Origin of the sequence: Aeromicrobium sp. (assembly GCF_036676885.1) — a bacterium.
In the GTDB taxonomy this organism is placed as follows: Bacteria; Actinomycetota; Actinomycetes; order Propionibacteriales; family Nocardioidaceae; genus Aeromicrobium.
The window spans coordinates 1-13,481 of record NZ_JAKFCB010000078.1; the positions used below are offsets into that span (position 1 = coordinate 1).

Annotated in this window: 16 protein-coding genes; 1 reads left to right on the forward strand and 15 read right to left on the reverse strand. The window is 69.7% G+C overall.

Annotated elements, in window-relative coordinates; genetic code table 11:
• From V6M46_RS04100 to V6M46_RS04115, 4 genes are all read right to left on the reverse strand, one after another.
• Positions 1-747: dihydroorotase (locus V6M46_RS04100; protein ID WP_332662496.1), on the reverse strand; the 747-nt coding region annotated here is incomplete at its 3' end.
• Positions 744-1,712 carry an aspartate carbamoyltransferase catalytic subunit gene (locus tag V6M46_RS04105; RefSeq protein WP_332662497.1) on the reverse strand — a complete coding sequence of 323 codons (969 nt, stop codon included), beginning with the start codon at positions 1,710-1,712 and terminating at the stop codon, positions 744-746. The genes V6M46_RS04105 and V6M46_RS04100, both read right to left, overlap by 4 nt.
• Positions 1,709-2,305, reverse strand: coding sequence for a bifunctional pyr operon transcriptional regulator/uracil phosphoribosyltransferase PyrR (gene pyrR / locus V6M46_RS04110; protein WP_332662498.1), 597 nt, complete (start codon positions 2,303-2,305; stop codon positions 1,709-1,711). The genes V6M46_RS04105 and pyrR overlap by 4 nt, the downstream gene beginning before the upstream one ends.
• Positions 2,306-2,379: 74 nt before the next feature.
• Positions 2,380-3,327 carry a hypothetical protein gene (locus tag V6M46_RS04115; protein ID WP_332662499.1) on the reverse strand — a complete coding sequence of 316 codons (948 nt, stop codon included), beginning with the start codon at positions 3,325-3,327 and terminating at the stop codon, positions 2,380-2,382.
• A 62-nt stretch (positions 3,328-3,389) separates the two neighbouring features.
• Here V6M46_RS04115 and V6M46_RS04120 point away from each other — a divergent pair, with 62 nt between their 5' ends.
• Positions 3,390-3,590: a hypothetical protein gene (locus tag V6M46_RS04120; RefSeq protein WP_332662500.1), complete on the forward strand. Its 201-nt coding sequence runs from the start codon at positions 3,390-3,392 to the stop codon at positions 3,588-3,590.
• A 7-nt stretch (positions 3,591-3,597) separates the two neighbouring features.
• Here V6M46_RS04120 and nusB read toward each other — a convergent pair whose 3' ends face one another.
• From nusB to alaS, 11 genes are all read right to left on the reverse strand, one after another.
• The gene (gene nusB, locus V6M46_RS04125; protein WP_332662501.1) at positions 3,598-4,008 is read right to left on the reverse strand and encodes a transcription antitermination factor NusB; all 411 of its coding nucleotides are present in this window, start codon (positions 4,006-4,008) and stop codon (positions 3,598-3,600) included.
• Positions 4,008-4,574, reverse strand: coding sequence for an elongation factor P (gene efp, locus V6M46_RS04130; protein WP_332662511.1), 567 nt, complete (start codon positions 4,572-4,574; stop codon positions 4,008-4,010). The genes nusB and efp overlap by 1 nt, the downstream gene beginning before the upstream one ends.
• A complete protein-coding gene (locus tag V6M46_RS04135; protein WP_332662502.1) occupies positions 4,571-5,638 on the reverse strand; it encodes a M24 family metallopeptidase in 1,068 nt (355 codons plus the stop codon). Before V6M46_RS04135 ends, efp begins: the two co-directional genes overlap by 4 nt.
• A complete protein-coding gene (aroB, locus tag V6M46_RS04140) occupies positions 5,635-6,729 on the reverse strand; it encodes a 3-dehydroquinate synthase (protein WP_332662504.1) in 1,095 nt (364 codons plus the stop codon). Before aroB ends, V6M46_RS04135 begins: the two co-directional genes overlap by 4 nt.
• Positions 6,726-7,235 (reverse strand): shikimate kinase, encoded by a 510-nt coding sequence (locus V6M46_RS04145; RefSeq protein WP_332662505.1) that lies wholly within the window; start codon positions 7,233-7,235, stop codon positions 6,726-6,728. Before V6M46_RS04145 ends, aroB begins: the two co-directional genes overlap by 4 nt.
• The gene (gene aroC / locus V6M46_RS04150) at positions 7,232-8,410 is read right to left on the reverse strand and encodes a chorismate synthase (RefSeq protein WP_332662506.1); all 1,179 of its coding nucleotides are present in this window, start codon (positions 8,408-8,410) and stop codon (positions 7,232-7,234) included. Before aroC ends, V6M46_RS04145 begins: the two co-directional genes overlap by 4 nt.
• A 66-nt stretch (positions 8,411-8,476) precedes the next feature.
• Positions 8,477-9,148: an A24 family peptidase gene (locus V6M46_RS04155; RefSeq protein WP_332662507.1), complete on the reverse strand. Its 672-nt coding sequence runs from the start codon at positions 9,146-9,148 to the stop codon at positions 8,477-8,479.
• Between the two features lie 10 nt (positions 9,149-9,158).
• Positions 9,159-9,962 (reverse strand): shikimate dehydrogenase, encoded by an 804-nt coding sequence (locus V6M46_RS04160; protein ID WP_332662508.1) that lies wholly within the window; start codon positions 9,960-9,962, stop codon positions 9,159-9,161.
• Positions 9,962-11,008: an endolytic transglycosylase MltG gene (gene mltG, locus V6M46_RS04165; RefSeq protein WP_332662509.1), complete on the reverse strand. Its 1,047-nt coding sequence runs from the start codon at positions 11,006-11,008 to the stop codon at positions 9,962-9,964. The genes V6M46_RS04160 and mltG overlap by 1 nt, the downstream gene beginning before the upstream one ends.
• 106 nt (positions 11,009-11,114) lie before the next feature.
• On the reverse strand, positions 11,115-11,561 hold the full coding sequence (gene ruvX, locus V6M46_RS04170) for a Holliday junction resolvase RuvX (RefSeq protein ID WP_332662512.1): 447 nt from the start codon (positions 11,559-11,561) through the stop codon (positions 11,115-11,117).
• Between the two features lie 2 nt (positions 11,562-11,563).
• Positions 11,564-13,481 (reverse strand): alanine--tRNA ligase (gene alaS, locus V6M46_RS04175; protein WP_332662510.1); only part of this gene is annotated, 1,918 nt, incomplete at its 5' end.

Sequence of the window (13,481 nt, forward strand, 5' to 3'; positions counted from 1 at the left end):
GGCCGTGACGTCGATGCCGCGGCCCTTGGCCCAACGGATGATCTCGACCGAGCCGCGGGTCGACAGGTGGCACACGTGCAGGCGCGAGCCGACGTGCTCGGCGAGCAGGACGTCGCGGGCGATGATCGCCTCCTCGGCAACGGCGGGCCAGCCGGTCAGGCCCAGCTCGCCGGAGAGCGGGCCCTCGTTCATCTGCGCGCCCTCGGTGAGGCGTGGCTCCTGCGCGTGCTGCGCGATGACGCCGTCGAACGCCTTGACGTACTCCAGCGCCCTGCGCATGATCACGGCGTCCGAGACGCACTTGCCGTCGTCGGAGAACACCCGGACGCCGGCGGCCGAGTCGGCCATCGCTCCGAGCTCGGCGAGCCGCGAGCCGCCGAGGCCGATCGTGACGGCGCCGACGGGCTGCACGTCGCAGTAGCCACCCTCGCGGCCGAGGCGCCAGACCTGCTCGACGACGCCCGCGGTGTCGGCGACCGGGTCGGTGTTGGCCATGGCGTGCACGCACGTGAACCCACCGCGGGCGGCGGCCTTGGAGCCGCTCAGGACGGTCTCGGCGTCCTCACGTCCGGGCTCGCGTACGTGGGTGTGCAGGTCGACGAGTCCCGGCAGCGCGACCAGGCCGGTCGCGTCGATCGTCTCGTCGCCGTCGAGCCCGGTGCCGATCGCGGTGATGACGCCGTCCTCGACCAGGATGTCGACGACCTCCTCACCCAGGCGATTGACATTCTGGATAAGGATGCTCATTCCCGTCCTTCATTCGTGGAGTCTTCAGGTGCTTCGGGTTCCCCGGCGGCGCCGCCGAGGAGGAGGTAGAGGACGGCCATGCGTACGGCCACGCCGTTGGTGACCTGCTCGACGATGACCGAGCGCACGTGGTCGGCGACGTCGGCGGTGATCTCCATGCCGCGGTTCATCGGGCCGGGGTGCATGACGATCGCGTGCTCGGGCAACCGGTTGAGGCGCGGGGTGTCGAGACCGTAGCGGCGGCTGTACTCGCGAGCGCTGGGGAAGAACGCGGCGTTCATGCGCTCCTGCTGCACGCGCAGCATCATGACGGCGTCGGCTTTCTCGAGCGACGAGTCGAGGTCGTACGACGTCTCGACCGGCCACTTCTCGACCCCGACCGGCAGCAGCGTCGGCGGTGCGACCAGCGTGACGTTGGCGCCGAGCGTGTCGAGCAGCAGCGCGTTGGAGCGCGCGACCCGGCTGTGCAGGACGTCGCCCACGATCGTGATGTTCTTGCCCTCGAGCTCGCCCAGGTGCCTCCGCATCGTGAACGCGTCGAGCAGCGCCTGCGTCGGGTGCTCGTGGGTGCCGTCACCGGCGTTGATGACCGCGCCGTTGGTCCACTTGGCGTTGGCCAGGCGGTGCGGTGCGCCGGAGTGCTGGTGGCGGATGACGACCGCGTCGGCGCCCATCGCCTGCAGGGTGAGCGCGGTGTCCTTGAGGCTCTCGCCCTTGGACACGCTCGAGCCCTTGGCCGAGAAGTTGATGACGTCGGCGCTGAGTCGCTTGGCCGCCGCCTCGAACGAGATGCGCGTGCGGGTCGAGTCCTCGAAGAACAGGTTGACCACGGTGCGGCCGCGCAGCGTCGGCAGCTTCTTGATCGGCCGGCTCGCGACGCCGAGGAGCTCCTCGGCGGTGTCGAGGATGCGGATCGCGTCCGTACGGTCGAGGTCGCCCGCGCTGAGCAGGTGTGTGAACGTCATGCTGCTCCCCCTTGGATGTCGACCGCGTCGCGTTCGTCGGACTCCGTGAGTGCGACCTTGACCTTCTCGACCAGCGAGGTCGGGAGGTTCTTGCCGACGAAGTCGGCGCGGATCGGCAGCTCGCGGTGGCCGCGATCGATCAGGACCGCGAGCTGTACGGCCTTGGGCCGGCCGAGCTCGTTGAGCGCGTCGAGCGCGGCCCGGATCGTGCGGCCGGAGAACAGGACGTCGTCGACCAGCACGACGATCTTGCCGTCGATGTCATCGGGGATCTCGGTGTGCTCCAGCGCCCGCGCCGGCTTGAGGCGCAGGTCGTCGCGGTACATCGTGACGTCGAGCGCGCCGGCGGTGATGACCCGGCCCTCGACCTCGGACATACGCTTCGCGATGCGCCGGGCCAGGTGGACGCCGCGCGTCGGGATGCCGAGCAGCAGGACGTCGGAGGCGTCGCGGTTGCGCTCGAGGATCTCGTGGGTGATGCGCGTCAACGCGCGGGAGATGTCCTTGTCGTCCAGGACGGTTCGTGCGGGTGCGTGCGCCGCTTCCGGGATGTGCGCAGTGTCAGCACGGGGGGCGTCATCAGACGCGACCATGTCTGACCTCCTTCTCCGCCTCTCGGGACGGCCGTTAAAGGATGTCGATGTTCGTCGCTCAGCCTAGCAGCGCGTCACTCGCGATCGGGACGCGGCTCGGCGAGCTGCGAGCGGATCGCGGCGAGCTGATCCGACCCGACGCTGAGCACGCGGACGTACCAGTCGGTGTCGCCGTCGGACCATTCGGTGCTTTCGCCGGGGAACGACCCGTGGTCCCACGGATCGTCGCTGCGTGGACGTCGCTCGACGATGACGAGACCGCCGAGGTGGTATGACACGTGCGCCGAACCGTCCTCGACGAAGTGGAGATCCGGGTGCGCGGTGAGCTCGACGCGCAGGTCCGGCACACGGAGTGCGGCGAGCTGCTCGGCGTCCTCTTGCTGCTCGCGCTCGATGGCCTCTCGGACCTCGGCGGGCACGTCCTCACCAAAAGACCCCGCCCACGCGTAGTCGCCGTCCCACGTGAACAGCTCGTCGGGTTGGCTCTCGACCTCTGCCAGCTCGGTCCACCGGCTGATCACGCCGAACTCCACGCTGCGTTGCTGCAGTGTCATGCCGTTCTCGGCATCGATCGTGAGCACCAGCGCGGACGGCTTGTGCGGCGGGGGCGTCAGCTCGACCTCCCATGCTGGTCGGCCGAGGTAGGTCACGGCGCGCGGTGGGCCAGCCGGCCTGGTGAAGTCATCTCCTCGCCAGTCCGTCGGATGACGGCGCCGGATGATGCTGCCATGCGCGCCATGGTGGACCTCCCCGTCCTCGTCGTCGTCGAGGCGGGCGGGGGCGTCGTCATCGTGGAACACATACGTGCGGGCCGCCTGGCGGATCGTCAGCAGCCTGCCGTCCAGTGCCTCGACACGATAGCGCTCACGGTCCTTGAACACCCGGACGGTGCCGGGCCACTCGTCGCCGTACTCTCCGCGAGGGACTTCCAGGATGCCGACGAAAGGCTCCTCCGCGCTCTCGCCTGCGCACATCCGCACGAGCAGCTCGATCCAGGGTGGGGACTCGTCGGCAGCGCTCATGCAGGGAGTATGTCCGATTGAGGCGACATACTCGGGGTACTTCGCTGGATCAGGAGGCCATCATGCGAATCGGTTCAGTGGTCCTGCTCATCTGGCTCATCATCGGGGTCGTGGCGGCAGCCCAACGTGACTACTTCACGTCGTCGGGCGACGCCACCTGCGCCAAGGTCGGCGACACCGTGCTCACGGTGATCGCCGGTCCGCTCAACTACATGGGCGTCAATCCGAAGATCGACTGCGAGACGCCCGAACCCTCGGAGTGACCGAGCGTCAGACCGCCAGGGTCGGCTTGAGCTCGACGATCTTGCTCAGCAGCCCGTTGATGAACGACGGCGACTCGTCGGTCGACAGGTCGCTCGCCAGGCTCACCGCTTCGCTGACCGCGACCGCGTCGGGGACGTCGTCGACATAGAGGATCTCGTACGCGCCGATACGCAGCAGGTTGCGGTCGACGGCCGGCATGCGGTCGAGCGTCCAGTCCTTGGCGTTCTCAGTGATGATCTCGTCGAGGCGGTCACGGTGCGAGACGACGCCCTCGATCAACAGCACCGCGTAGTCGTTGACGGGGTACTCGGTGTCGGCTCGCCGTTCCGCGAGCGTGCCGCCGGGCGGCAGGCTCTGGGCCTCGGACTCGAAGAGGATGTCGAGAGCGCGCTTGCGGGACTTCGTACGTGCCGACATCAGCCCTGCACGCGACCGAGGTAGCTGCCGTCGCGAGTGTCGACCTTGATCTTCTCGCCGTTGACGATGAACAGCGGGACCTGGATCTCCTTGCCGGTCTCCAGGCGCGCCGGCTTGGTGCCGCCGCTCGAGCGGTCGCCCTGCAGGCCCGGCTCGGTGTACTCGACGAGCAGCTCGACCGATGCCGGGAGCTCGATGTAGAGCGGCACACCCTCGTGCATCGCGACCATCGCGTCCTGGTTGTCGAGCATGTAGTCCTTGGCGTCGCCGACGACGGCCTCGGAGATGTGCACCTGGTCGTACGTCGTCTTGTCCATGAAGACGTAGGAGTCGCCGTCGTGGTAGAGGTACTGGAAGTCGCGCTTGTCGACGTTGGCGGTCTCGATCTTGAGGCCGGCGTTGAACGTCTTGTCGACGGTCTTGCCACTCATGACGTTCTTGAGGGTCGTCTTGACCATCGCGCCGCCCTTGCCGGGCTTGTGGTGCTGGAACCACACGACGGACCAGAGCTGCCCGTCGAGGTCGAGGACCATGCCGTTCTTGATGTCGTTCGTGGTGGCCATCAGCCAATCTCCAGGAGGTCTTTGGTCATCGTGGTGAGCACCTCGGGGGCGCCCGTGGTCACGAGGACGGTGTCTTCGATACGTACTCCCCCACGACCCGGGACATAGATGCCCGGCTCCATCGTGAGGACAGTGCGACTAGCCAGTTTACCTGTCTGCGAGGGCCCGATGAACGGGTCCTCATGGATCTCCAGGCCGACGCCGTGACCGAGCCCGGTCGTGAAGGCGGAGAGCCACCCCACGGCGTCCAGCGACGAGGTTGCCGCAGCGTACGAATCGGCGATCACGGCACCCTCCCGCAAGGCCACGAGGCCCGCCGCCTGTGACTCCTTGACGGCCGCGTGGATCTCGCGCTGCCAGTCATCGGCCCGGCCCAGCACGAATGTCCGCGTGCAGTCGGCGTGGTAGCCGTCGACGCGCGCACCGAAGTCGATCTTGACCAGGTCGCCGTCGGCGAGGATGCGGTCCGTGGGGCTGTGGTGCGGGATCGCGGAGTTCTCGCCGGCCGCGAGGATCGTCTCGAACCCGACGGCCTCGGCGCCGAGGTCGAGCATCCGGTTCTCCAGATCGCGGGCGACCGCACGCTCAGTGCGCCCGGCGAGCGGGCCCTGAAGCAACGACTCGAGAGCCCTCGTCGAGATGTCGCAGGCCCGACGCAGTGCGGCGATCTCGGCATCGTCCTTGACCTCGCGCAGCGACTCGACGACCCGGTCGGCCGGTACGAACGTGGTCGTCGGCGCGAGCTCGCTGAGCCGCGCGTGCGAATCGACGCTGAGCGTGTGCGTCTCGGCTGCCCAGGTCCCGCCGGCGGCAAGGGCGGCAGCGGCACCCAGCAGGTCGCGGCCGATCTGGTGCTCGACGTCCGGGAGCTCCGCGGCCGCCTGGTCGCGGTAGCGCCCGTCGGTCAGGAACACCGCGGCGCCCTCGCGCGGCACGACCAGCGCACCGTTGGAGCCGGTGAATCCGGTCAGGTAGCGGACATTGACCAGGGTCGTCACGACGACACCGTCGATGCCGCGCTCGGCCAGCACCGCGGTGAGCCGCTCGCGGCGCTCGGCCGTGGTCACGAGGAGATGGCGCGGTAGGCGTCGAGGATCAGCTGCTCGTCGGGTCCGGCCAGGATCGCCGGCTTCGCCAGGCCGTCGAGGACCACGAACCGGAGCTGGTCGCCGCGGGTCTTCTTGTCGAGCCGCATCGTGGCCGACAGCGCCTCCCAGATGCCCGGTCGGTACGTCATCGGGAGCCCCAGCATGCCGAGGATCGACCGATGGCGGTCCAGGAGGTCCTGGTCGATCCGTCCGGCGCGATGCGCGACCTCGGCGACGTAGACCATGCCGATCGAGATCGCCTCGCCGTGGCGGATGCGATAGTGCTCGAACCGTTCGACGGCGTGACCGAAGGTATGCCCGTAGTTGAGCGCCTCGCGCCCGATCTGCCCGTCCTCGCCCGTCTCGCGCAGGTCACCCGCGACGGCGCGCGCCTTGACCGTGATGCCCTTGGCGATCAGCTCGGCGACGATCGGCGACGACGCGTCGGAGAGCGATTCGGGGGCGGCCTCGATCAGGTCGAGGATCGTCGGGTCGGCAATGAAGCCGCACTTGGCGACCTCCGCGAGGCCGCTGCGCAGCTCGGCAGCGGGCAGGCTCTGGAGCACGTCCAGGTCGCACAGCACCCCGACCGGCTCGTGGAACGCCCCGACGAGGTTCTTGCCCTCCGCGGTGTTGATGCCGGTCTTGCCGCCGACCGCGGCGTCGACCATGCCGAGCACCGTCGTCGGGACGTTGACGAAGCGGACACCGCGCAGCCAGCTCGCCGCGACGAACCCGGCGAGATCCGTCGTGGCGCCGCCGCCGAGGCCGACGATGACGTCGGACCGGGTGAATCCGGTCTCGCCGAGGACCTTCCAGCAGAACGCCAGCACGTCGGAGGTCTTGGCCCGCTCGCCATCGGGGACCTCGATCAGGTGGACCTCGAGCGCGTCGGAGACGAGTGGCTCGCGCAGGACCTCGGCCTGCTTGGCCATGGTCGGCGAGTGGATGATCGCGACCCTCAGCACGCCGAGGCCGAATCCGATGAGCCCGCGCAACTGCTCGTGCACGCCATTGCCGATCACCACGTCGTACGGGCGAGCGGTCGGCACTGTCAGGCGCGTCGTCATCGGTCCTCCTCGATCAGTTCCAGGGCCCGGTCGGTGACCTGGGCAGCGTCGACATCGTCGGTGACGATCGTGAAGCGCGCGACCTCGCCGTAGAGCGGGCGGCGCTGGTCCAGCAGGGTCTTCAGCTGCGCGCGGACGTTGCCGAGCAGCAGCGGGCGGTTGGCGTTCATGCCGACCCGCGCCACGGCGGCCGGCAGGCTGACGTCGAGGAAGATCACCCGGTGCTGCCGGAGCAGCTCACGCGTCGCGGGGCTCAGCACCGCGCCACCGCCGAGTGCCAGCACGCCGTCGTGGTCGTTCAACGCTGCGGCGACGGCCTTCTCCTCGAGTGCTCGGAAGTGCGCCTCGCCGTGATCGATGAAGATGTCCTGCACCGATGTGCCCTCGCGCGCCTCGATGTCCTGGTCGGTGTCGCGGAACGCCACACCCAGCCGGTCGGCCAGCGCCCGGGCCACCGTCGTCTTGCCCGCGCCGGGCGGCCCGACGAGGACGACGACGGGACTCAACGGTGCCTCAGGTTCGCGAGGTAGCCCTCGACGTTGCGTCGGGTCTCCTCGACGGCGTCGCCGGCGAACTTCTCGAGGATCGCGTCGGCGACGACCAGGGCCACCATCGCCTCGGCGACGATCCCGGCCGCCGGGACGGCGCAGACGTCGGAGCGCTGGTGGTGGGCACGCGCCTCCTCACCCGTCTCGACGTCGACCGTGCGGAGAGCGCGCGGGACCGTCGCGATGGGCTTCATCGCGGCGCGCACGCGCAGGATCTCGCCCGTCGTCATGCCACCCTCGGTGCCGCCCGCGCGGCCGGAGACGCGGCGGATGCCGTCGGCCGTCGGCACGATCTCGTCGTGCGCCAGCGACCCACGCGTGCGGGCCAGCTCGAAGCCGTCACCCAGCTCGACGCCCTTGATGGCCTGGATGCCCATCAGCGCAGCGGCGAGGCGGCCGTCGAGCCGCTTGTCCCAGTGGGTGTGCGAGCCGAGCCCGGGCGGCAAGCCCTCGACGACGACCTCGACGACGCCGCCCAACGTGTCGCCGTCCTTGTGCGCCTGGTCGATCTCGGCGACCATCGCGGCACTGGTCTCGGGATCGAAGCAGCGCACGGGGTCGGCGTCGAGCGCCTCGACGTCGCTGTGGCTGGGGATCACGCCCGCGGGCGCACGCACGGTGCCGAGCTCGACGACGTGCGACACGATCGTGGCGCCGGTCGTCTGCTGGATGAACTGGGCGGCGATCTCGCCGAGCGCCACCCGGGCGGCGGTCTCGCGGGCGCTGGCCCGCTCGAGGATCGGACGGGCCTCGTCGAAGCCGTACTTCTGCATGCCGGCGAGGTCGGCGTGGCCGGGTCGCGGCCGGGTCAACGGCGCATTGCGCTTGAGCCCGTCGAGGACCTCGGCGTCGACCGGATCGGCCGCCATGACCTGCTCCCACTTGGGCCACTCGCTGTTGCCGATGCGCAGCGCGATCGGGCTGCCCATCGTCGATCCGTGGCGGAGGCCGCCGACGATCTCGAGCTCGTCCTGCTCGAACGCCATCCGCGCTCCGCGTCCGTAGCCGAGCCGGCGACGTGCCAGCGCGGCCTGGATGTCCTTGCTGGTCACCTGCACTCCGGCGGGCAATCCCTCGAGCACGGCGACAAGAGCGGGGCCGTGCGACTCACCTGCGGTCAACCAACGAAGCATGGAAGCAATTCTCCCACGCCCCATGCGTTACCCGGGACCGCGTCCGTACTACTCGACGATCCGTGATCAGGCGCCGTAGACGGCGGTCCCCCACGCAGCCCCGAAGACCGCCCCGACCACCATGTAGGGCCCGAACGCGTACGACTTGGGGTCGACGATCTTCAGGCGCGAGAGCAGGACGCCGAACACCGCGCCGAGGAGGAACCCCGCGTACATGCCGACCATGACCTCGTTGGCGCCCAGGGCACCCAACGCCAGGGCGAGCACACCCGACAGGCGTACGTCACCGAAGCCGAAGGCTCCCCTGCCGATCCAGTGGAGGATCCGGAAGATCACGTAGACCACGATGTTGGCCACCAGCGCGTTGACGAAGACATCCACGTCACGCAGCAGGAATGCGCCGAGCCCGACCAGCGCCAGGGTGGCGAGGTAGGCCGGCGCCACCAGGACGTAGGGCAGCAACCGGGTGCGCCAGTCGATGAAGACCAGCCACGAGCCGACACCGGTGACGACGACCCAGGCCGGCAGCAGCTCCGCGTCGTCGATGCCCCAGGCCGCGACGCCGGCCATCAGAGCGGATCCGAGCGCGAGCCCGATCGTGAGGCCCTTGGTCTGCGCCAGCTCGGCGTAGGCGACCTTGTCCTCGTCGGGCTCCTGCGGCTCCGGGATCCGCTTCATCACGTACGGTCCGGCCGCACCGAGCAGTGCCGCTGCGAGAGCGGTGATGGCGATGATCACGCGTGCGAACCTAGCGTGCCGAGAGCTCGGCCAGCGCAGCTCTGCGCAGCAGCTGTGGAGAAACCCGGCTCCCCGTCATGAGCTCGATCTGGAGCGCGGCCTGGTGCGCCAGCAGGTCGAGACCGGACACGACGGGTACGCCCGCCTGCTCGGCCGCCTTGGCGAGGGGTGTCGGCCACGGGTCGTAGACGACGTCGAACACCGCGCGGGACGACTCGACGAACTCATGGGACCGCGATCCGACGACGTCGCCTGGCACGGTCGAGATCAACAGGTCGAGCTTGTCGATCAGCGGCTCGTCGATCGTGTGGATCGTGACCGCGAGGCCGGCGGCCTTGGCGACCTGGGCCGCCTCGGTCGCGCGTGACGGCTCACGCACGACGAACTCGACGCGCTCGGCGCCCATCACCGAGACGGCGTACGCCATCGAGGCAGCGGTGGCCCCTCCCCCGAGGATGCGGGCGGAGCTGGTCCGCTCGATCCCGCGCTCGAGCATCGCCGCCACCGCGCCCGGGACGTCGGTGTTGTCGGCTCGCAGGCCGGAGTCCTCGACCAGGATCGTGTTGGCCACGCCAAGTCGGCCGACGATCTCGCTCGCCTCGCCCACCAGTGCTGCGGTGCGCCGCTTGAGGGGCGCCGTGACCGAGAACCCGCGCACATCGTCGCCCAGCGACGACAGGAACTGCTCGAGGCCGTCCTCCTGGACCTCGACGGCGTCGTACGTCCAGTCGAGCCCCAGCTCGGCGTACGCGGCCCGATGCATGGCGGGTGAGAGCGAATGGGCGATCGGCGATCCCAGGACGGCGCAGCGCATCAGCAGATCTCGTCGTCCGCGGACCGGCAGTAGTCCTGGAGCTTGACGACCGCCCGGTCGTGCTCGGCCTTGGTGTTGGAGAACACCGTCTCACCGGTCTCGAGGTTGACCGCGACGAAGTAGAGCCAGTCACCGTTGGCGGGGTTGAGGGCCGCCTCGATGGTCTTCGCGCCGGGCGAGCCGATCGGCCCTGGCGGCAGGCCGGCCGCCTTGTAGGTGTTGTAGGGCGAGTCGGAGTCGCGCTCCGCCTCGGTCGTGAACACGTCACCTTCGCGGCCGCTGGCGTACGAGACGGTGGAGTCGAGCTGCAGCAGCATGCCGTCCCGCAGTCGGTTGTAGAGCACGCGGGCGACCTTGGGGTAGTCCGAGTCCTTCTTGGCCTCGAACTCCAGGATGCTGGCGACGGTCAGGACCTCCTCGCCGTTGAGCCCGAGCGCGCGGGCCCGGGTGCCGATGTCGAGCTCCTTGGCCACGGACAGGGTCTTGGACACCATCTCCTTGAGCAGCTCGACAGCAGTCGTCTTCTCGCCCACGGAGTATGTCGCCGGGAACAAGTAGCCCTCGGGGTTGCCCTTGGCGACGTCGGGCAGGCCGATCGCCTCGGGGTCCGCGAGCGCCTTCTTGACGTCGGCGGCGGAGATCTTGGTCTTCGCGGCGATGATCTTGGTGATCGTCTTGACGCGTGAGCCCTCGGGGATCACCACCCGCGCCTCGCCCGGTCCGCCGACGATGTTGGCCTTGTTGGCCAGGGCCTTCATCGCGGCCTCGGCGGACATCTGCTTCTTGAGCTTGTAGAAGCCGGCCTGGATCGACTGGAACCGGGCGTCCTTGAGGGCCAGCTGGTAGAACGCCTCGGCGCTCTTGACGACGTCCTTCTCGGCAAGGATGTCAGCCATCTGCTGACCGTTGGAGTTGCGCGGGATCTCGACGACGACGCTGCCGGTGCCGCTGCCGGTGTAGTCGGCCGGGCCGCTGATGAAGCTCGACACCTTGGTCCAGATGAAGTAGCCGCCGAAGATCAGGGCGAGGACGACCAGCAGGGTCACGATCCGGCGTCCCCAAGGTTTGCGGGGTGGCGGCGCGGCGCGCCTGCGCCCGGGGCCAGGGGAACCACTGGTCATCAGGTCCAGTCCGCTGTCACTCATCGATCCCTCACAAGCTCTCTCCTGGCGCAGACCCACGGGTCCGCTCTGTGTCCAGTGCCGTCTGCAGGATCACGGTAGCGGCAGCTTGGTCTATCACGGTTCTTCTGGCCGCTCCCGACTTGCCGCTGTGTCGCAGCTGGCCCTCGGCCGTCATCGTCGACATGCGCTCGTCGAACAGCCTGATCGGCACCGGCGCAATGGCGGGCAGCAGCTCGGCACAGAACGTACGTACCTTGGCCGCGGCCGGGCCCTCGCGACCCGACAGGCCGACGGGCAGGCCGACGACACACTCGAGCGCGTCGTAGTCGCGCACGAGCTCGACCAGCCGGGCGATCGCGCCCGGCCCGGCCGGAACCGTCTCGACCGGGGTCGCGAGGATGCCGTCGGGATCGCTCACGGCGACCCCGATGCGTACATCGCCGACATCGACACCGACCCGACGGCCGCGACGCATCGTCACGCTGACAATGCCGCCTCGACCGCTGCGAGTGCCGCCGGGATCGCGGAGACGTCCGTGCCACCGCCCTGGGCCACATCGGCCTTGCCGCCGCCGCGGCCGCCGATCTTGTCGCCGACCACGCCGATCAGCTGGCTGGCCGAGAGGCCCCGGTCCTGCGCGGCGTCGTTGAGCGCGACGACCGCCGCGGGCTTGTCGCCGGCATCGCCGATCACGACCACGACCGCCGGGCGATCACGGAGCCGGCCACGGATGTCGAGGGCCAGGGTGCGTACGTCTCCCCCACCGGCGCCGGCCGCGTGGTGGCCGACGTAGGCGACGCCGTTGACGTCCTTGGCCTGGGCAGCGATGTCGCCGGCAGCGCCGACGAGCTGGGCCGCCTTCATGCGCTCGGCGACCTTCTCGGCGGTCTTGAGCCGCTCGAGCAGGTCCTTGACCCGGGCCGGCACGTCGCCGGGCTGGGTCTTGAGGATGTCGGTGAGCTGGCGTACGACATCGCGCTCGCGGGCGAGGTACTCGAAGCCCTCGATGCCCGTCAGCGCCTCGATGCGCCGGTTGCCGGCGCCGACCGAGCCGTCCGACGTGATGACGAGCGTGCCGATCTGCGACGACCGCTCGACGTGGGTGCCACCGCACAGCTCGCGCGACCACGGGCCGCCGATCTCGACGACGCGGACATCCTCGCCGTACGTCTCGCCGAACAGCGCGAGCGCGCCGAAGTCGCGCGCCTCGGGCAGCGACATGATCTGCGCCCTGACCGGGAGGTCGGCACGAAGCGCCCGGTTGGACGCCTCCTCGACCTGGTGCAGCTGATCGGGCGAGAGCGCGCCGTTCCAGCCGAAGTCGAGGCGGAGGTAGCCGGGCCGGTTGTAGGAGCCGGACTGCAGCGCCGTGGGGCCGAGCACCTCGCGCAGTGCGGCGTGCACGACGTGCGTGCCGGAGTGGGCCTGACGCGCACCGAGGCGCCACTCGGGATCGACGGCCGCCTCGATCTGGCGGTCGAGCGTCAGCTCGCCCTCGAGCACCCGGACCTGGTGCACGACCAGGCCGCGGAGGGGACGCTGGACGTCGAGCACCTCGGCGCGTCCGCCGTCCCACGTCAGCACGCCGGCGTCGGCGTGCTGACCGCCGGACTCGGCGTAGAACGGCGTGCGGTCGAGCACGACCTCACCGATCGATCCGGCCGGGATCGCCGGAACGCTGTCGCCGCCCGCGATCAGCGCGATGACCCGCGACTCGGTCGTGAGATCGGTGTAGGCCAGCCACTCCGTCGGGCCGTTGGCGTCGAGCGCCACGCGGTAGACCGTGGTGTCGGCGTGAGCGCCCTTCTTGGCCTTCGCGTCGGCCTTGGCGCGCGTGCGCTGCTCGGTCATGAGGGCCCGGAAGCCCTCCTCGTCGACCGCGAGGCCCTGCTCTGACGCCATTTCGAGCGTGAGGTCGATCGGGAACCCGTAGGTGTCGTGGAGAGCGAACGCCTGCTGGCCGGGCAGCGTCGTGCCGCCGCTGTCCTTGACCGCGAGCGCCGCGCTCTCGAAGATCTGCGTGCCCTTGCCGAGGGTCTGGCGGAACGCGTCCTCCTCGGCGTACGCGATCTGGGAGATGCGCGGGAAGTCGGCCTCCAGCTCGGGGTAGGACGCCTTCATGCGGTCGAGGCTCACCGGGAGCAGCTCGGGCAGCGCCGGGTCGTCGTAGCCCAGGAGACGCATCGAGCGCACCGCACGACGCAGCAGGCGGCGCAGGACGTAGCCGCGCGCCTCGTTGCCCGGGGTGACGCCGTCGCCCATCAGCATCAGCCCGCTGCGGACGTGGTCGGCGACGACGCGGAAGCGTACGTCGTCGGTGTGGTCCTTGCCGTACGTGCGGCCGGAGATCTCCGAGGCCCTCTCGATGACGGGGTAGACCTCGTCGATCTCGTAG

Bases quoted from the DNA above. Each gene is read 5' to 3' on its own strand.
- aroB (WP_332662504.1), bottom strand. From the start codon at position 6,729: ATGACGACGCGCCTGACAGTGCCGACCGCTCGCCCGTACGACGTGGTG.
- V6M46_RS04120 (WP_332662500.1), top strand. From the start codon at position 3,390: ATGCGAATCGGTTCAGTGGTCCTGCTCATCTGGCTCATCATCGGGGTC.
- V6M46_RS04115 (WP_332662499.1), bottom strand. From the start codon at position 3,327: ATGAGCGCTGCCGACGAGTCCCCACCCTGGATCGAGCTGCTCGTGCGG.
- ruvX (WP_332662512.1), bottom strand. From the start codon at position 11,561: ATGCGTCGCGGCCGTCGGGTCGGTGTCGATGTCGGCGATGTACGCATC.
- pyrR (WP_332662498.1), bottom strand. From the start codon at position 2,305: ATGGTCGCGTCTGATGACGCCCCCCGTGCTGACACTGCGCACATCCCG.
- aroC (WP_332662506.1), bottom strand. From the start codon at position 8,410: ATGCTTCGTTGGTTGACCGCAGGTGAGTCGCACGGCCCCGCTCTTGTC.
- V6M46_RS04160 (WP_332662508.1), bottom strand. From the start codon at position 9,962: ATGCGCTGCGCCGTCCTGGGATCGCCGATCGCCCATTCGCTCTCACCC.
- nusB (WP_332662501.1), bottom strand. From the start codon at position 4,008: ATGTCGGCACGTACGAAGTCCCGCAAGCGCGCTCTCGACATCCTCTTC.
- V6M46_RS04105 (WP_332662497.1), bottom strand. From the start codon at position 1,712: ATGACGTTCACACACCTGCTCAGCGCGGGCGACCTCGACCGTACGGAC.